At 62.1% G+C, this 17,092-nt stretch carries 16 protein-coding genes; 7 read left to right on the forward strand and 9 right to left on the reverse strand.

Annotation, left to right across the window (positions count from 1 at the left end; all coding sequences use genetic code 11):
- Nucleotides 1-98 precede the first annotated feature (98 nt).
- From BSY240_RS09150 to BSY240_RS09165, 4 genes are all read left to right on the forward strand, one after another.
- Nucleotides 99-1,604 (forward strand): inorganic phosphate transporter, encoded by a 1,506-nt coding sequence (locus tag BSY240_RS09150; RefSeq protein ID WP_054148772.1) that lies wholly within the window; start codon nt 99-101, stop codon nt 1,602-1,604.
- A 19-nt stretch (nt 1,605-1,623) separates the two neighbouring features.
- Nucleotides 1,624-2,361: a 16S rRNA (uracil(1498)-N(3))-methyltransferase gene (locus BSY240_RS09155; protein WP_054148771.1), complete on the forward strand. Its 738-nt coding sequence runs from the start codon at nt 1,624-1,626 to the stop codon at nt 2,359-2,361.
- A gap of 142 nt (nt 2,362-2,503) precedes the next feature.
- A complete protein-coding gene (locus BSY240_RS09160) occupies nt 2,504-3,877 on the forward strand; it encodes a glutamate--cysteine ligase (protein ID WP_069042085.1) in 1,374 nt (457 codons plus the stop codon).
- Between the two features lie 111 nt (nt 3,878-3,988).
- The gene (locus BSY240_RS09165; RefSeq protein WP_069042086.1) at nt 3,989-4,903 is read left to right on the forward strand and encodes a DUF937 domain-containing protein; all 915 of its coding nucleotides are present in this window, start codon (nt 3,989-3,991) and stop codon (nt 4,901-4,903) included.
- Nucleotides 4,904-4,978: 75 nt separating this feature from the next.
- Here the strand turns inward: BSY240_RS09165 and BSY240_RS09170 are convergent, their stop codons facing one another.
- On the reverse strand, nt 4,979-7,486 hold the full coding sequence (locus tag BSY240_RS09170; protein WP_069042087.1) for a methyl-accepting chemotaxis protein: 2,508 nt from the start codon (nt 7,484-7,486) through the stop codon (nt 4,979-4,981).
- 209 nt (nt 7,487-7,695) lie between these two features.
- Nucleotides 7,696-8,007 carry a DUF1127 domain-containing protein gene (locus tag BSY240_RS09175; protein WP_069042088.1) on the reverse strand — a complete coding sequence of 104 codons (312 nt, stop codon included), beginning with the start codon at nt 8,005-8,007 and terminating at the stop codon, nt 7,696-7,698.
- Between the two features lie 194 nt (nt 8,008-8,201).
- On the opposite strand from BSY240_RS09175, the gene BSY240_RS09180 reads away from it, so the two are divergent.
- Nucleotides 8,202-9,155: a LysR substrate-binding domain-containing protein gene (locus BSY240_RS09180; protein ID WP_054148766.1), complete on the forward strand. Its 954-nt coding sequence runs from the start codon at nt 8,202-8,204 to the stop codon at nt 9,153-9,155.
- 6 nt (nt 9,156-9,161) lie between these two features.
- Here the strand turns inward: BSY240_RS09180 and BSY240_RS09185 are convergent, their stop codons facing one another.
- Nucleotides 9,162-9,791 carry a TetR/AcrR family transcriptional regulator gene (locus BSY240_RS09185; RefSeq protein WP_069042089.1) on the reverse strand — a complete coding sequence of 210 codons (630 nt, stop codon included), beginning with the start codon at nt 9,789-9,791 and terminating at the stop codon, nt 9,162-9,164.
- 134 nt (nt 9,792-9,925) lie between these two features.
- On the reverse strand, nt 9,926-11,065 hold the full coding sequence (locus tag BSY240_RS09190; protein WP_069042090.1) for a patatin-like phospholipase family protein: 1,140 nt from the start codon (nt 11,063-11,065) through the stop codon (nt 9,926-9,928).
- A gap of 186 nt (nt 11,066-11,251) precedes the next feature.
- On the opposite strand from BSY240_RS09190, the gene BSY240_RS09195 reads away from it, so the two are divergent.
- Nucleotides 11,252-11,707, forward strand: a complete 456-nt coding sequence (locus BSY240_RS09195) for a hypothetical protein (protein ID WP_069042091.1) — start codon at nt 11,252-11,254, stop codon at nt 11,705-11,707.
- A 69-nt stretch (nt 11,708-11,776) separates the two neighbouring features.
- On the opposite strand, the gene adhP is transcribed toward BSY240_RS09195, so the two are convergent.
- From adhP to guaB, 5 genes are all read right to left on the reverse strand, one after another.
- Nucleotides 11,777-12,805, reverse strand: coding sequence for an alcohol dehydrogenase AdhP (gene adhP / locus BSY240_RS09200; protein WP_054148762.1), 1,029 nt, complete (start codon nt 12,803-12,805; stop codon nt 11,777-11,779).
- Nucleotides 12,806-12,963: 158 nt separating this feature from the next.
- Complete coding sequence (locus BSY240_RS09205) at nt 12,964-13,839, reverse strand: dienelactone hydrolase family protein (protein ID WP_069042092.1); 876 nt, start codon at nt 13,837-13,839, stop codon at nt 12,964-12,966.
- Between the two features lie 91 nt (nt 13,840-13,930).
- Complete coding sequence (locus tag BSY240_RS09210) at nt 13,931-14,344, reverse strand: MAPEG family protein (RefSeq protein ID WP_054148760.1); 414 nt, start codon at nt 14,342-14,344, stop codon at nt 13,931-13,933.
- A 36-nt stretch (nt 14,345-14,380) separates the two neighbouring features.
- Complete coding sequence (locus BSY240_RS09215; protein ID WP_083229601.1) at nt 14,381-14,950, reverse strand: hypothetical protein; 570 nt, start codon at nt 14,948-14,950, stop codon at nt 14,381-14,383.
- Complete coding sequence (gene guaB / locus BSY240_RS09220; protein ID WP_054148758.1) at nt 14,947-16,437, reverse strand: IMP dehydrogenase; 1,491 nt, start codon at nt 16,435-16,437, stop codon at nt 14,947-14,949. Before guaB ends, BSY240_RS09215 begins: the two co-directional genes overlap by 4 nt.
- Before the next feature lie 301 nt (nt 16,438-16,738).
- Here guaB and BSY240_RS09225 point away from each other — a divergent pair, with 301 nt between their 5' ends.
- Complete coding sequence (locus BSY240_RS09225) at nt 16,739-17,050, forward strand: ATPase inhibitor subunit zeta (RefSeq protein ID WP_069042093.1); 312 nt, start codon at nt 16,739-16,741, stop codon at nt 17,048-17,050.
- The last annotated feature ends 42 nt before the right edge of the window (nt 17,051-17,092 follow it).

Below are 17,092 nucleotides of genomic sequence, written 5' to 3' on the forward strand. Positions count from 1 at the left end.
GTGACGTGCCTGTGGCCCACGGACTATGCGTCATCATCTGCCGCTACAACAAGAGAATGAGGAAACCGGACAGGGACCCTCTTCCGGAGACACCCGCCATGGGCAAGCCAAAGCCAAAACTCGTGAAGCCGACGCTCGACAAGGATCTCGACAAGATCGCCCATGTCGAGGAAGCGGCGCAGCACGTCTCACGAGGTTTTGCACCGCTTGGCATCGCGCTTATCTTCATGGTGCTCGCCACCGTGTTTGCCGGAGCGCTTGCCATGGACCGGCCGGGCGCGTGGATCATCGTCGCGGCGGCCGCGATCGGCGCCTACATGGCGATGAACATCGGCGCCAATGATGTGACCAACAATGTCGGACCTGCCGTTGGATCACGCGCCATGACCATGGGCGTGGCTCTGACCATCGCCGTGATCTTCGAAACGGCAGGGGCTCTGATTGCCGGCGGTGACGTCGTGTCGACGATCTCGCGCGGGATCGTGGATCCGGCCAAGATGCCGAGTGCCGATGTCTTCATCTGGGCGATGATGGCGTCGCTGCTCTCCTCGGCTCTCTGGGTCAACCTTGCGACCTGGATCGGCGCACCTGTATCCACGACCCATGCCGTGGTGGGCGGCGTGCTGGGCGCAGGTGTCGCGGCAGCGGGCATGTCTGCCGTCGACTGGGGCGTCATGGGCGGCATCGCGGCAAGCTGGGTCGTTTCGCCTATCCTCGGCGGTGTGATCGCGGCGCTCTTCCTCGCCTTCATCAAGGAATTCATCGTCTACCGCGAGGACAAGATCTTGGCGGCACAACGCTGGGTGCCCTTGCTGATCGGGATCATGACCGGCTCCTTCACTGCCTATCTGGCGCTCAAGGGCCTCAACAAGCTCATTTCCATCAGCCTGTTGCAGGCCTGCCTGATCGGCCTTGCCTTCGGCTTCCTGTCGTGGTGGCTCAGCGTGCCGCTGATCCGCAGACAGTCGCGCGGGCTGGAGAACCGAAACCAGTCGCTGCGCAAGCTCTTCCAGTTGCCGCTGATCTTTGCAGCTGCCCTGCTTTCCTTCGCCCATGGCGCAAACGACGTGGCGAACGCCATCGGTCCGCTGTCTGCCATCGTGCATGCCGCGCAGGACAGCGAGATTTCCGGGCAGGTCACAGTGCCTTTCTGGGTCATGATCATCGGTGCTGCCGGCATCTCGCTGGGGCTGCTGCTCTTCGGTCCGCGCCTGATCCGGCTCGTCGGCGAACAGATCACCAAGCTCAACCCGATGCGTGCCTTCTGCGTCTCGCTTTCGGCAGCCATCACCGTCATCGTCGCCTCCGCGCTTGGCTTGCCCGTCAGCTCCACGCACATCGCCGTCGGTGCCGTGTTCGGCGTCGGCTTCTTCCGTGAGTGGTACACGCGCAATTCCAAGCGGCGCATGGAATATATGCGCAACAAGGCCGAGCGCTTTGTGATCGAGCCGAAGCCGGAGCGCAATCCGGAAGAGATCCGCCGTCGCTATCTGGTGCGCCGCTCACACTTCATGACGATCGTAGCGGCGTGGATCATCACCGTTCCGGCATCTGCCGGCCTTGCAGCCGTGCTGTATTGGGTTATGTCTCTGATCGCTCTTTGATCCCGGAGACGAGACCATCATGCGTGCCAATTACCGGATGCAGCGGCTCTACGTGACCGCCGACCTTGCTCTTGCCCAAGCCTTCGAGGCGACGGCGGAGCAGTTCAACTACCTCGCCAATGTGCTTCGTTTCGAAGAGGGTGCCGAATTGCTCGTCTTCAACGGACGGCATGGCGAGTGGAAGGCGCGCGTGCATTTTCCGACACGCAAAAAGATCATGATCACGCCGGCCGAAGAGACGCGTCCGCAGCCTGATGATTGCGACCTGCATTTCCTGTTTGCGCCGCTCAAGGTCGGTCGCATGGACTATCTGGTGCAGAAGGCGGTCGAGATGGGCGCCGGCATCCTGCAGCCGGTGATGACGCAACACGTCCAGGGCAAGATCGGCAATATCGATCGCCTGCAGGCGAATGCCGTGGAAGCTGCCGAGCAATGCGGTGTGCTTGCCATTCCGAAGGTCACCGAGCCGGTGAAGCTTCGCGACCTCCTCGAGCGCTGGCCCGCAGAACGCCGGATCATCTATTGCGACGAAGACAGCACCACGCAAAATCCCCTGCCCGCGCTGTCGCGGATCGAGGAAAAGTCGCTCGCGCTTCTGGTCGGCCCAGAGGGCGGCTTCTCCGACGAGGAGCGTCAGTTGCTGAGGTCCCTGCCCTTCGTGACGGCCATTCCGCTCGGGCCCCGCATCCTCAGAGCCGACACGGCCGCAGTCGCCGCAATGGCCGTCGTGCAGGCCGCCATCGGCGACTGGCGCTAAGCTTTATTTCCGCTTCACTTCGTTCCAGTTTTTTGAGCCGAGCATGAGAGATTTTCACTTGCACGGCACAGAAATCCGGTTCAATCAGCCTCAGTGATGGGCTCAACTGTGCCCACCGACGACGCCCAGCAAGGTAGCTTCCATGGCCCGTGACACGACCGACCAGACCCCTCTCGGCACTCTCGACGACATGGCGGCCTATCTGGCCGAAGGGTCGAAGCCTAAGGAGCAGTTCCGGATCGGCACCGAGCACGAGAAGTTCGCCTTCTTCCGGGCCGACAACAGCCCGGTTCCCTATCATGGGGAGGCCAGCATCTCGGCGCTCCTCAAGGGCATGCAGTCCAAGCTCGGCTGGGAGCCGATCATGGACGGCGATAACATCATCGGGCTCGGCGAGCAGCATGGCATGGGCGCAATCTCGATCGAACCGGGCGGCCAGTTCGAGCTTTCCGGCGCACCCGTGGAAACGCTGCACCAGACCTGCAAGGAATCGAACCAGCATCTCGCGGTGCTGCGGGAAGTCGCGGAGCCGATGGGCATCCGCTTCCTCGGGATCGGTGGCAGCCCGAAATGGACGCTGGCCGAGACGCCGCGCATGCCGAAGTCACGCTACGACATCATGACCCGCTACATGCCGAAGGTCGGCAGCCAGGGGCTGGACATGATGTACCGGACCTGCACGATCCAGGTGAATCTCGACTTCTCCTCGGAAGCCGACATGCGGCAGAAGATGCGGGTGTCGATGAAGCTGCAGTCGCTGGCAACCGCGCTGTTCGCCTCCTCGCCGTTTACGGAAGGCAAGCCGAACGGGCTTCTCTCCTGGCGGGGCGACATCTGGCGCGACACCGACAATCGCCGCGCCGGCGTGCTGCCCTTCACCTTCTCGAAGGACTTCTCGTTCGGCGATTACGTCGCCTGGGCCATCGATGCCCCGATGTATTTCATAGTGCGCGACGGGCGCTACCACGACTGCACCCACATCACCTTCCGCCAGTTCATGGATGGTGCGCTAAAGGGCGAAGTCGCCGACTGGGCGCCGCAGCTGGGCGACTGGACCAACCACCTCTCCACCCTCTTCCCCGACGTGCGCCTGAAGCGCTTCCTCGAAATGCGTGGCGCCGACGGTGGCCCGTGGCGGCGCATCTGCGCGCTGCCGGCGCTCTGGGTCGGCCTGCTCTACGACGAAACGGCGCTGGCTGCGGCCGACGAACTGACTGCCGACTGGACCGTCGACGACGTGATTGCCATGCGCGATGCGGTTCCGGTCCAGGGGCTCAAGGCTTCGGTCGCGGGGCGCCCGCTGATGGAGGTAGCACGCGAAGTCGTCGAAATGTCACGCGCGGGGCTCAAGGCGCGCGGCCAATTGAATTCCGAAGGCCAGGACGAGACTGTGTTCCTAAACACGCTGGACGAGGTTCTTGCCAAGCGGATGACGCTGGCCGATGACATGCTGGCTCTCTACCACGGACGCTGGAACGGGTCGGTCGAGCCGGTATTCGAAGACTATCAGTACTGAGCAAGCGGTCGCGCCGCGCCTGGCATTGAGCCATCCGGCAAAAAGCGGTTTGCCTGATGGCCATTCCGGATATAGTGCTGAATCAACTGCACGCATCCGGGGAGAAATGCCATGCTGCCGCTGTTCGACATGATGATGCAGGCGCAGAACGGCATGGCGATGGACGCCATGGCCAAACAATATGGTCTGGCGCAGGAACAGGCCGCCAAGGCAGTTGCTGCGCTGATGCCGGCCTTCGCCTCGGGCTTCAAGCGCAACACCACCAATCCTTACGATTTCTCGGCCCTCGTCCAGGCGATGACTTCGGGCAACTATGCCAAATATTTCGAGGACATGAGCTCGGCCTTCACGCCACAGGGCATCGCCGACGGCAATCAGGTTCTGCAGCAACTCTTCGGCTCCAAGGAAGTGTCGCGGGCCATCGCCGCGCAGGCCGCCCAACTGACGGGCGTTGGGCAGGACATCCTGAAACAGATGATGCCTGTCATGGCGGATACATTGATGGGTGGACTCTTCAAGCAGACCACCGGGCAGTTCTCTGGCGCCAATGCCTTTGCCGGAACACCGATGGGCGCAATGATGCAGCAATGGCTGGAAAATACCGGGCTGCAGCCGAAGCCTCAGCCCCAACCGGCGGCAATGGCAGCGGCGATGTTCGACAATCCATTCATGCGCGCCTTCCAGGACATGATGGGCGGACAGAAGAAGCCGGAACCACAGGCAGCCGCCAACCCCTTCATCGACAACCCCTTCACCAAGGCCTTCCAGGACATGGCGGCCGCCTATACTGCGCAAATGACCGGGCAACCGACCGGGGCAGTGAAAGCCCAGCCAGAGCCGGCAAAGGCTCCGGAGAAGGAAGCGCAGGAAAGCTTTGCGGCCATGGTCAACACCATGTTCGACAGCGGGCTTGAAGTGCAGAAGAGCTACCAGAAGAGCATGGAGCAGATCTTCGACACCTATCTTTCCGCTTCGCGCAAGGAAACGCCCGAGCGTTCCGATCAGGCTCCGGTCGACAAGGCCTGAGCGGCCGAAGCATCGCAGGTACACGAAAACGGCGCGGTTTCCCGCGCCGTTGTGCATTTTAGCTGTTGTAGCGGCTCAGAATTCTTCCCATTCGCCGTCCGGCTTGCCGTCCTTCGCCTGGTTCAGCTTGGCGCCAAGGCCGATCGAGATCTTGTCCATCAGCGAGCGCGCCGGAGAGGCAACGGCACGGCTTCCGGCTTCTGCCGGTGCCACCTTCGGCTTGAGGAAAGATCGCGTTGCGGGTTTCGCCGCGCTTCCGGCAACAGGCGCCGGCTGCGGTGCTGACGGCGGAACAGGGCGGCCGAAGCTCGTGTCGCGCTGGTCGGCGAAGCGGTTCTGAATGGTCGAGGCATTGGCTTCAAGAGTGAACTGCCCGACGAGGCCGGACAGCATCTCCGCATCGCGGGTCAGCCCCGCCATGTCGGCATTGGTCTGCTCAGCCGCCCGTGCGTTCTGCTGGGTGACGTTCTCCATGCGGGCAACCGCATCATTGATCTCGTTGAGGCTTGCCGACTGCTGCTTGGCAGCCGAGGCGATCGAGTGGATGTGATCGCCGATCTGCACCACCTGGCCTGCGATCGAGGAAAGCACAGTGCCAGTCTCGCGAACCATTCCGACCCCGGTTGCCACTTCCTCACCCGACTTGGTGATCAGCGCCTTGATGTCCTTGGCAGCGGTCGCCGAGCGCTGCGCGAGTTCGCGGACTTCCTGGGCAACGACGGCAAAGCCCTTGCCGGCTTCGCCGGCACGGGCTGCCTCGACACCTGCGTTCAGGGCCAGCAGATTGGTCTGGAAGGCGATCTCGTCGATGACGTTGATGATCTTGGAGATCTCGCTTGAGGCATTCTCGATGCGCTGCATGGCATCGACGGCGCCGCCGACGATTTCGCCCGAGCGGTCGGAATTGGCCCGCGCTTCGCGAGCGAGACGCGAGGCATTCTCGGCGCGTTCCGACGAGTGGCGGATCGCATCCATGATCTGCCGGATCGCGGTCGAGGTCTCGACCAGGGCGGCGGCCTGCTGTTCGGTGCGCTGGCTGAGGTCAGCTGTGGACGAGCTGACGGTGCTGCTCTTGCGGTTGATCTCGATGACGTTGCCGTGCACAGCGGCAACGGTGCCCGACAAGCGTTCGAGCGAGGCATTGAAGTCGAGACGCAAGCGGTCAAGATTGCCGGCGAGCGGCTTGCGGATCGTGCCGGTCAGATCACCGTTGGCCAGACGCTGCAGCCCTGCTCCGAGCACGTCGATCGCTTCGGTCAGCTCTGCCTGGGCGGCGGCACGTTCTGCCTCGCGCTGGTGACGCTCGCTTTCGGTGGCCGTGCGCCGGCTTTCGTTTTCCGCCTCGAGTTGGCGCTTGTCGATCTCGGCCTGACGGAAAACGGCGACTGACCGCACCATATCGCCGATCTCGTCGGAGCGGTCGATGCCCTTGAGGTCGATACCGGTATTGCCGTCGGCAAGCTGCCCCATGGAGGTGACCAGCTCGGAAATCGGACGGGTGAGGCTGCGGGAGAAGATGAAGCCGACGAGCGAGCCGACCAGCACGAGCACCGCACCGATGCCGACTGATTTCAGGCCCGCGGTGACCAGCTGCGCGGCGACTTCGTCCTCGCCGATGAGCGCCACGACGGACCAGCGGACATCGCCGAAATCGAGCGGCACGACGGCGGCATAGCTCGTCATGTCGCGATAGCCGGTGATGTCGCCGCTCGCATCCTGGCCACTGATGGCACTGGCCACCATCGACGATGACAGGCTCACCTTCAAACTCTCGACGTCTGCCGTCCGAGGGCTGTCCGAAACCAGCATGCCGGACTTGTCGACCAGCACCGTTTCCCCAGTCTGACCGAGGCCTCGGGTATTGGCAAAGATGGTGTTCAGCTGATCGTTCGGCAGCTGATAGGCAAGCACACCGAGCTTGCGCTCGTTCATGATGATGGGAACAGCGACGAAGGCGGCGGGTGCGCCAGCAGAAGGCTCGTAGGCCTCGAATTCCGAATTGGCGAAACTCTCGGGATCGTCGCTCGCGATCGCCTTCTTGAAGACCTGTGCGAGGCCTGTATCCTTGTAGGGACCATTAAGAAGGTTGGTACCGAAGTCGCGCTCCTTCATGACGGTGTAGACGATGTTGCCGTCCGCATCGATGAGGAAGATGTCGTAATAACCCTGCGCCTTAAGATGCTTGAGGAAGGTCGCGTGCCCCTGGCGGTGGGCGCGGTCGTAGCTGTCCTTCTTCGCGCTGTCGAGATTGTACTTCTCACCGACTGGGTTCGGGTTTTCGTCGATGTAGCGCCTCTGCAGTTCGCCGGCCGGATCGTCACCCAGCTTGGTCCAGGCACCGGTGATGCCGAACAGCGCCTGCTGGGTCATCATGTCGGCGGCGGTACCACGGGCATCGAGCCTGATGGCTTCGAGGAAGCGGCGTGCCTCGTTGCGGCGACCGTCGGCTGTCGCCTCCAGCTTCTGGTAGACCTGCTCATCGAGGATGCGGCTTTGCTGAACCAGACCGATGGCCACGGAGGCACTCAGGATCACGAGGGCAAACAGCGTGGCGGCCAGGGGCAGCTTGGTCGATATACGCATGAGGGGTCTCCGAAAAAGGTAGCACGTCAGGCATTTTCATCGCTGACATACGCTCGTTAGCAACAGGTTACTTCCGGTCGCTTTTCCCCTCGTATTTCACACCCTTCATAGTTATTTTAGCGTTTACAAAAAAGCCCGGTCCAGAATAATCGGACCGGGCAAGAGGCAGGGCTATTGGCTATCACCCTGCGGGGTTGGATCAGAGTGTCTCAATCGGTCTTGTGACCGCGAAGGGATCGCTCGGCGCGGCGGCGCGCCAGGCGGGTCAGCTGCTGCGAAGGATCGTCAGCATAGCCGTGTCCACGCAGCACATCCTGGACATCACCCCGGCTGAGGCCGAGGTCGTTCAGAAGGCGCTCGTCGAGATCGACCAGGCTGTTCGCGGCAAGTCGGTTGCGCACGCCCACGCGAAGGGATCCGATCCAGGCCTGAAGGCGGAACAGACGCGCGGCAAGCGTCCGGGCCGGCCGGTCAACGGCGAGGTCGAGGTCAAATTCGAGGATCCGATCGTTCGTGCGCATGGCTATTTCCTTTCAGCGGGCACGAGAAATTTCTCCCGTCCGCGAGAAAGCGGACAGGCGACGAGGGTTGGAAGTGGATGCTTGGCCGGAGACCGGTCGGTGAGGATTACGATCATGAAGATGCCGAAAGGATATTGATCAGTCCAACGAATGTTTCTAATGGTAGCCATCAACCCTTCTGATGGATCACTCTCATGTCGGCTCCCCTCGATATCGATCAGTTGCAGACCTTCATTGCCATCGTCGATACCGGCAGCTTCACCAAGGCTGCTGGGCGTGTTTTCAAGACACAATCCGCCGTTTCCATGCAGATGCGCCGCCTGGAAGAACGGGTCGGAAAGCAGCTGTTCATCAAGGACGGCCGGGGCAACCGGCTCACAGCCGATGGCGACAAGCTGCTGAATTACGCGCGGCGCATCATCCGGCTGAATTCCGAGGCGATCGCGGCCTTCGACGACAACAGGCTCGAGGGAACGCTGCGGATCGGCACGCCGGATGACTATGCCGACCGCTACATGCCCGAGATCATCGGTCGCTTCGCCAAGACCCATCCGAATGTAGAGCTCTACATCGTCTGCGAGCCCTCCATGGATCTCGCTGACAAGATGGGCAAGGGCGAACTCGATATCGCGCTCGTCACGCACAATCCGCTGCTCAGACAGTCCGATGTCGTGCGGACCGAACCGCTCTGCTGGGTGGGATCGGCCAATCATCCGCTGAAGGATGATGCGCCCGTGCCACTCGCGGTCGGACGACGCGACTGCCAGTGGCGGCAGCTCGCCTGCTCGGCGCTGGATGCGGATGGTCGTGACTATCAGATCCTATTCACCAGCTGGTCATCGACCGTGGTCGCGGCAGCGGTGCTCGCCGGCATGGCGGTGTCGATCCTGCCGGAATCGGCCCTGCGAACAGGCATGAAGGTCCTGACGGCCAATGACGGCTTCCCGCCGCTGCCGCCGGTGCAGATCGGTCTGATGAAGCGGCCAGGGCTTTCGACCTCGCTCGTCAATGCGATCACAGACCACATCACTGCCTGCCTCGACAACATTACGCCGGCACAGGTCGAAGACGACATGGACGGCGAGCCGAAGACCTATTCGCGCTACTATCCACGGCTGCGCGCCGGCAACATGATCCCCGGCTGGTGAGGCGGATCAGAAGGCGAAGATGCTGCCGCGTACGATGCGGCGCCACTGGTCGAGGTGAACCCGGGCGACCTCGTCCGGCTGCTGGGTGGTGAAGCGAATGACCTCGCCGGTTGCAAGGATCATCAGCTTGATGTTGACCCGGAAACGCTCGAATTCGCTTTGCGGGACGAGATGGGCCAGATCGCGGTAGAAGCTTGCGATTAGCTGTTCGTGGAATTCGTTCGACAACTGGGAAAGGTCCTTGTCGACGACGATCGCCTGCCACAAGGCCATGTAGATGCGCTGCTCGCGGAACATCGCATGAAGCTCAATCAGACTTTCGGAAGCGCGCTCCGCCGCCTCGTCCAGCGTCTTCACCTCTGCAAAGATCTGGCGGATGAAGCCTTCCAACTGGGCCGAGAAACGTTCGTGCAGCGCCTTGATGACGGCCGCCTTCTGGGGAAAGAACTGGTAGAGCGAGCCGATCGAAATACCGGCCCGCAAGGCGATTTCGCTCATGGTTGTCTCGACGACGCCCTTTTCGAGAAAAAGCTCGACGGCGGCCTCGAGAATCGCCTCCAATCGCTGGATGCTTCGTTCCTGCTGCGGCTTCTTGCGAAGTTGCAGCCGCCCCTCCACGGCGTGGTCGTTCATCATTCTTCCCCATCCGCTGCAACCATCATGGCTGTCAGACTTGTGTCATCGACATAAGTGAGCGGTCTGGCAAAAGTGTTAATGGCAGAGGGAGCACCCATCTTTGGTTGCTTCCCCCACAAAAAAGGTCACGATCCTCAGGCTTCCAATTGCAGGTGACGCTCGCGCGCGAGGTCGAAGATCTGGATGCCGTCTTTGGGGCGACCGCGATTGCGCCACTTCGGATGCTTCAGCGTGTAGGAGGCGTCGTCGTAGCCTGCCTTCCAATGCTCTTCGATCGAACGGCGGGAGAATTCCGCATCCATGGCATGGGTCGCATGCGAGGCGCGGCGGTGGATCAGGTGAACGATGGTAACGTCGTATTCGTGACCGATGGAGCGGAGGATCTGCGCGTCCTCGTCGTCACGGAATTCCGGCGGCAGCTTTTCGAGGAGACGCTTGGCAGCGCGGCGGACGATCTGACGCCTGGCAAAATCGTCGGTGTTCATGCGGGTGCGGCTGGAATAGCGTATCTCCTTGATCCGGCTTTCCACCTCAAACTGGTCGCGCGGCATGTCGCCCCGCGCATTGAAGAGATCCACCTGGAAGATTTCGAGATCGCGCGAGGCATCGTTGACGTTCAGGACATGCTGCAACGGCGTGTTGGAGACGAGGCCGCCGTCCCAATAGTGTCGGCCATCGATTTCGATCGGCGGAAATCCCGGCGGCAGGGCGCCGGAGGCTGCAATATGGCGCGCGTCGAGACGGCCCCTGCGATTGTCGAAATAGGCGAAATTGCCGGAGCGGATTTCCACTGCACCGAGGCTCAGCCGCGTCTGGCAGTCGTTGAGGAGGTCGAAATCGATCAGACGGTCGAGCGTCTTCATCAGCGGCTCGGTGTCGTAGAAGCTGACGCGGTGATCCGGATTGGCGAACAACTGCTGGAAGGTCGGTAGACGCGGCGAGAAGAAACCCGGAATGCCAAAGGCCATGGCGGCCGTGGCCGCGGCGTCGTTCTGCATCCGGCGCAGCGTATTGTCCTGAGCCGTCCAGCCGAAATCGAGGTTGGACGAAACGGTGTGCCAGAAGTCGCGAAGATTGGCGATGCGCGTTTCGCGCGGGCTGCCGGCGATGATAGCGGCATTGATGGCGCCGATCGAAATGCCAGCCAGCCAGTCAGGCTCCACCTCGTTTTCATGCAAGGCCTCGTAGGCGCCCGCCTGATAGGCGCCGAGCGCGCCACCGCCCTGAAAGACGAAGATCCTGTCCGTTGCGGCGTTGGTCTCTGCTTGCGTCATGTGACAATCCCTATCTTGCTGCAGTGCAATATATAGCGACCTGTCAGGCCGGCAACCAGACCCGCCTCCTTCACTCTGCGTTCACAATTGCCGCGCTCTATTGCAGATCCCTCCAAAAGTGATGCGATGCACCGTCGCAGATCTGGATTATCAGGTGGGTGAAGCTTGTTTGGGGACCAACATCACATGATCAGATCGACTGCCATTTTCTTTTCCGCCGCGCTCGCCGCAGCTGTCCTTACGACCCAGGTCGCGCGAGCCGACGAAGCCTCGGTCGATCAACAGATCGAAACCCTTCTCGGGGATGTCGCAGACTACAAGGAGCTGTTTTATGCCTTCAAGGTGGCGCTCGAGGAAGGCAAGTCCGACATAGTGGTCAGCCTGGTGAGCTATCCGATCACCGTGACCATCGACGGCGAAGAGGCGACCTATAGTTCGGAACAGGAATTGCTGGACGGCTATGACAGCGTGTTTACCGAAACGATCGTCGAGGCCGTATCGAACCAGAACTATGGCGATCTCTTCGTCAATTCCGAAGGCGTCATGATCGGCAATGGCGAGGTCTGGCTCTCGGGGATCTGCGAAGACACGGCCTGCACCAGTGCTCTTCCGCGCGTCGCCGTCATCCAGTCGGGCAACTGACCCGCGCGTCGGACGAAAACGCACGAGGGGCGGCATACGCGATGCCGCCCCTCGACTTGTCGTTTTGAATCAGGCTGCGAGATCGAGGACGATACGACCGTCGATCTTGCCTTCTTTCATGCGGTCGAAAATCGCGTTGATGTTCTCCAGCTTGTCCCAGCTGAAATGGGAGGCGACCTTGCCTTCGCCAGCAAACTGCAGGCTCTCCTCGAGATCCTGACGCGTGCCGACGATCGAGCCACGCACGGTGATGCGCTTCAGCACCGTCTCGAAGACCGGCAGCGAGATGAAGCCGGGCGGCAGACCGACCAGCGCCATGGTGCCCTTGGAGCGCAGGAAGCCATAGGCCTGCTCCATGGCCTTGGGCGAAACCGCCGTGACGAGCGCGCCATGCACCCCGCCGGTCGCCTTCTGCACTTGTTCGATCGCATCTGCCGCCGTGCCGTTCACGACGACATCGGCGCCGAGATCCTTGGCAAGCTTCAGCTTGTCCTCGAAAATGTCGGCGGCGACCACGTGCATGCCCATGGCCTTGGCATATTGCACGGCCATGTGGCCGAGGCCGCCGATGCCCGAAATGACGACCCATTCACCGGGCTTGACCTCAGTTTCCTTCAGGCCCTTGTAGACGGTGACACCGGCGCAGAGAATGGGAGCGGCGGCGCCAAATTCGAGATTGTCCGGCAGGCGACCGACATAATCCGGGTCCGCCAGACCATACTGGGCGAAGGTGCCATTGACGGAATAACCGGTATTCTGCTGACTGCCGCAGAGCGTTTCCCAGCCGGTGCGGCACGGCGAGCAGCAGCCGCAGGCGGTGTGAAGCCACGGCACGCCGATCCGGTCGCCTTCCTTGATGCGCGAGACGCCGGAGCCGAGCTTCGCAACATAGCCGACACCTTCATGGCCGGGAATGAAGGGCGGGTTGGGCTTGACCGGCCAGTCGCCATTGGCGGCATGCAAGTCGGTGTGGCAAACGCCCGTCGCCTCGTATTTCACCAGGATCTGGCCAGGGCCCGGATCCGGGATGGGCATTTCCTCGATCACCAACGGCTTGCCGAATTCGCGGACCACCGCAGCCTTCATCATCGATGCCATGTCAATCTCCCTCGCTTGATTGCGCGCGGCGCGTGTGCCGGCGAATTGAGGGCAAGCTAGGCGCAGGAGAGGTGAAGCGGTTTGATCGGTGTCAAAGGCAGGGAGATTTCATCGAAATGTCATGGATGGGGGGGAGCGCGACGCTCCCCCCCATCCGATCAGGCAAGGTTCTTCTTGAGGAACTCGATAGTGCGCGACCAGGCAAGGTCTGCGGCGGCCTTGTCGTAGCGGGCAGACGAGGTGTCGTTGTTGAAGGCGTGGTTGACGCCCTCATACATGTGCAGCTCGTAGGTCTTGCCGTTGGCGTCGAGTGCCGCCTTGTAGGCGTCGATGCCGGCATTGATGCGATCGTCGAGGCTCGCATAGTGCAACATCAGCGGCGCCTTGATCGCAGGCACCTGATCGGCAGGGGCCTGCGAGCCGTAATAGGCGACGCCGGCGCCAAGCTCCGGAGAGGCGACCGCCATGCGGTTGACCATGCCGCCGCCCCAGCAGAAGCCGATCGCGCCGACCTTGCCATTGGTCTTCTCATGGCCTGCGAGGAAGGCGCGTGTTGCCTCGCCGTTGGCCGTGGCACCGGCCATGTCCAGCGACTGGAACATGTTGCGCGCCTCGTCCTCATTGGCGGGCGTGCCGCCATTGGGCGACAGGAAATCGGGGGCGAGTGCGACGAAACCTTCGAGTGCCATGCGGCGGGCGACATCGCGGATGTGCGGGTTGAGGCCACGGTTTTCGTGGATGACGATCACTGCGGGCAGCCGGTCGGCGGCATCCTTCGGGATCGCCAGATATCCCTTCATCTCGCCGGATGCGCCGGGATAGGTCACGTCCGACACGTCGAGCCGCGCGTCGGTCTCCTCGACCATGGCGGCATTTGCCTGATTGGCGGCAAGCATGGGCATGATGGCAGCGGCGGCGGCACCGGAGCCGGCGAGCGCCGTCAGCTTCTGCATGAAGCCTCGGCGATCGAGGGTCAGGTGGGTGTATTCGTCATAGGCATCGATCATACCTTGCGTGATTTCGGGCTTCGACATGACACTCTCCTCGGGGGATGGATGGGATGCCACGCCAAGATAGGGCCGAGGCACGGAGCGCCCAGACACGTTGCCGTGAAGGGTGAAGTCGTCAGCTGGTGGCCATCCAGACGACAAGCCAGAGCCACATCAAGAATAGCGTCGCGAACCCGACCATGAAGAACAGGCGGCGCAGCGGCAGATTGCCGATCAGCTGCATTGCGGCCTGAACGTAACGTGCTGCGACGAAGATCCAGGCGAGAACAACGGCAACGATATTGTCGGCCTCGGTGATGAAGAGCAGCACCGAGAGTGCATAGAACAGGACCGGCAGCTCGAACTGGTTGGCGATTGTCCTGTTCACCACCCTGCTTTCCTCTGGTTCGGCCAGGTTCTCGCGGAAGGCGATGCGCTCGACCTTGCCCGAACGGACGACCGAGGCGCGGCGCATGACCAGCAGGGCATAGAGGCAGAAGACGAGGAAGGCATGGGCCATCAGCGGCCAGAACATCTCAAAACCGGTCATGGAAAATCACGTCCTTGAATTGATGCGGCGGAGGAATCAGGGCTCGTTTGCGGGCTTCGGACCAAACGTCAGCCGCAGAATGAGGATGCCCGAAATGACGAGAGCGGCAAACTTCAGACGCGTGAGCCAGGAGATGGCTTCCGCAAAAAGGTCTGCGGTGCCCGGCGCGGGCATCGCGGGGGGAAAGAGCATCAGGCTCAGGATGTTTTCGGCATAGTCGACTGCCACATAGGCCACGGGCAGAGCCGTCAGTGCCGGCAGCAGACGCTCGGCCGCGCGTCCGTAGAGGCTCGCACCCGGCGCGGCCTGTCGCATCAGCAGGAAGAGAAACAGGCCAAGCACCGCCGGTAGCAGGAGGTCGGGACCAAGATGCATGGCGCGCAAGAGTTCGGCCGCTTCCGGCCTCGTCTCCAGAAGCGACTTCAGCGCAAGTAGCCCCTGCCCCGTGCTCTCGATATCCAGGTCGGGCATGGCCCGTCCGCCGGTCAATCCAGCGAACGGTCGTGCGAAGCCGATATGCATCCAGGCAAGCAGCCCGGCCGAGAGGACGCCGCTTGTCCAGAGCAGCGGCGCCCGGCGCGGTCCGGGTGTTCGTTCCAGGATCACGCGGCGCCCGGGTAGTTCGGGCTTTCGCGGGTGATGGTCACGCCATGCGGATGGCTTTCACGAAGGCCGGCACCGGAGATGCGCACAAAGGTCGCCTTTTCCTGGAAGTCCTTGATGTCCTTGCCGCCGACATAACCCATGGCGGCCTTCAGGCCACCGGCGAGCTGGTGCAGCACGGCCGAGACCGGGCCCTTGTAGGGCACCTGGCCTTCGATGCCTTCCGGCACGAGCTTCAGCGTGTCGCGCACTTCCGCCTGGAAGTAGCGGTCAGCCGAACCACGGGCCATGGCACCGACGGAGCCCATGCCGCGATAGGCCTTGAACGAACGGCCCTGGTAGAGATAGACCTCGCCGGGGCTTTCATCCGTGCCGGCGAGCAGCGAGCCGACCATGACGGCCGAGGCGCCGGCGGCAATCGCCTTGGCGACATCGCCCGAGAACTTGATGCCACCGTCGGCGATGACCGGGATGTCGTGCTTGTTGCCTTCTTCGACGGCGGCCATGACAGCTGCGAGCTGCGGCACGCCGACGCCGGCGACGACGCGCGTGGTGCAGATCGAGCCCGGGCCGATGCCGACCTTGATGCAATCTGCGCCGGCATCGATCAGCGCACGGGTGCCCTCGCTCGTGGCGACGTTGCCGGCGATGATGCGGATGGCGTTCGACATCTTCTTTACATGGGCAACGGCATCCAGGACCTTCTGACTATGGCCGTGGGCGGTATCGACGACGATCACGTCGCAGCCGGCATCGATCAGGCGCTCGGCGCGCTCGACGCCATCATCACCGGTGGAGATGGCAGCGGCGACGCGCAGGCGGCCTTGCGCATCCTTGGCGGCATGCGGGTTGAGCTGCGACTTCTCGATATCCTTGACGGTGATCAGGCCAACGCAGCGGCCTTCATTGTCGATGACGAGGAGCTTCTCGATGCGGTGCGAATGCAGCAAGCGCTTGGCTTCCTGCTGATCGACACCGTCCTTGACCGTCACGAGGTTCTCGCGGGTCATCAGTTCGTAAATCTTCTGGCTCGGGTCAGACGCAAAGCGCACGTCGCGGTTGGTCAGGATGCCGACGAGGCGACCGGGGCGGCTTGCACCCTCGACAACCGGAATGCCGGAAATGCCGTGTGCGCCCATCAGCGCCTTGGCTTCCGCCAAAGTTGCCTCTGGGCCGATGGTCACCGGATTGACGACCATGCCGCTTTCGAACTTCTTGACCTGGCGGACTTCTTCAGCCTGCTCGGTGGGTGTCAGGTTGCGGTGGATGACGCCGATGCCGCCGGCCTGGGCCATGGCGATCGCCAGCCGGCTTTCGGTGACGGTATCCATGGCGGAGGAGAGGATCGGAAGGGAGAGGTCGATATCCCGGGCAATCCGCGTCGCGATGTTGGTCTGCCCCGGCATCACTTCGGAGTGCCCCGGCTGCAGGAGGACGTCGTCAAAGGTGAGCGCTTCTGCGCCAGTTGCCGACATTACGATGCGTGCCATTGCCAATTCCTTCGTTTGAATAGGCAGAATCCGGCCGGAAAACGAGAAATCCCGTTCGGTCGCTTCTGCATGAAATGCTTGGAAGTTGGCGAGGGCTGGTAACACGTTCATGACAGGAAAGGAATAGCAAAAGCTGGCAAAGTTCCCAGGTCGCGGATCGAGGCTTCGCCAATACAGAAAAATCCGCGATCGTTAGAATTGTATCGACCCGCTACACGGTCCTTGAAGCCCTTGCTTATATAACGGGTCTGCTCTCGGGGCTGGGGGCACAACCAAGAACAAGAAGACCAGGGGATCGACAATGACTGCATTGAAGAAGCGTGCTCAGGCACTCGAAAACCAGTTCGCCCGCCAGGCGGAAATCCAGTTCAAGGCCCGCGTGCGCGGCAGCAAGATGGTCGGCCGATGGGCTGCCTATACGATGGGGCTCGACGATGTCGAAGCCTATGCGCGCACCGTTGCCGTCAAGCAGGTCGTGGAGCCGCATCGGCTGCTTGAGCAGTTGCGCCAGGACTTTTCCTCGGCAGGTGTCGTTGTGAGCGATGCCGACCTCGACAGCCGCATCCATCAGTTCATCGAGCAGGCCACCGACGAAATCTTCGCCGGTCAGTAAACCTCAGAATAAAGGGGCCGCACCTCGGCGCGGCCCCTGATC

Origin of the sequence: Agrobacterium sp. RAC06 (assembly GCF_001713475.1) — a bacterium.
In the GTDB taxonomy this organism is placed as follows: Bacteria; Pseudomonadota; Alphaproteobacteria; order Rhizobiales; family Rhizobiaceae; genus Allorhizobium.

Coding starts and splice junctions, on each gene's coding strand:
- BSY240_RS09150 (WP_054148772.1), top strand. CDS start 99: ATGGGCAAGCCAAAGCCAAAACTCGTGAAGCCGACGCTCGACAAGGAT.
- BSY240_RS09155 (WP_054148771.1), top strand. CDS start 1,624: ATGCGTGCCAATTACCGGATGCAGCGGCTCTACGTGACCGCCGACCTT.
- BSY240_RS09160 (WP_069042085.1), top strand. CDS start 2,504: ATGGCCCGTGACACGACCGACCAGACCCCTCTCGGCACTCTCGACGAC.
- BSY240_RS09165 (WP_069042086.1), top strand. CDS start 3,989: ATGCTGCCGCTGTTCGACATGATGATGCAGGCGCAGAACGGCATGGCG.
- BSY240_RS09170 (WP_069042087.1), bottom strand. CDS start 7,486: ATGCGTATATCGACCAAGCTGCCCCTGGCCGCCACGCTGTTTGCCCTC.
- BSY240_RS09175 (WP_069042088.1), bottom strand. CDS start 8,007: ATGCGCACGAACGATCGGATCCTCGAATTTGACCTCGACCTCGCCGTT.
- BSY240_RS09180 (WP_054148766.1), top strand. CDS start 8,202: ATGTCGGCTCCCCTCGATATCGATCAGTTGCAGACCTTCATTGCCATC.
- BSY240_RS09185 (WP_069042089.1), bottom strand. CDS start 9,791: ATGATGAACGACCACGCCGTGGAGGGGCGGCTGCAACTTCGCAAGAAG.
- BSY240_RS09190 (WP_069042090.1), bottom strand. CDS start 11,065: ATGACGCAAGCAGAGACCAACGCCGCAACGGACAGGATCTTCGTCTTT.
- BSY240_RS09195 (WP_069042091.1), top strand. CDS start 11,252: ATGATCAGATCGACTGCCATTTTCTTTTCCGCCGCGCTCGCCGCAGCT.
- adhP (WP_054148762.1), bottom strand. CDS start 12,805: ATGGCATCGATGATGAAGGCTGCGGTGGTCCGCGAATTCGGCAAGCCG.
- BSY240_RS09205 (WP_069042092.1), bottom strand. CDS start 13,839: ATGTCGAAGCCCGAAATCACGCAAGGTATGATCGATGCCTATGACGAA.
- BSY240_RS09210 (WP_054148760.1), bottom strand. CDS start 14,344: ATGACCGGTTTTGAGATGTTCTGGCCGCTGATGGCCCATGCCTTCCTC.
- guaB (WP_054148758.1), bottom strand. CDS start 16,437: ATGGCACGCATCGTAATGTCGGCAACTGGCGCAGAAGCGCTCACCTTT.
- BSY240_RS09225 (WP_069042093.1), top strand. CDS start 16,739: ATGACTGCATTGAAGAAGCGTGCTCAGGCACTCGAAAACCAGTTCGCC.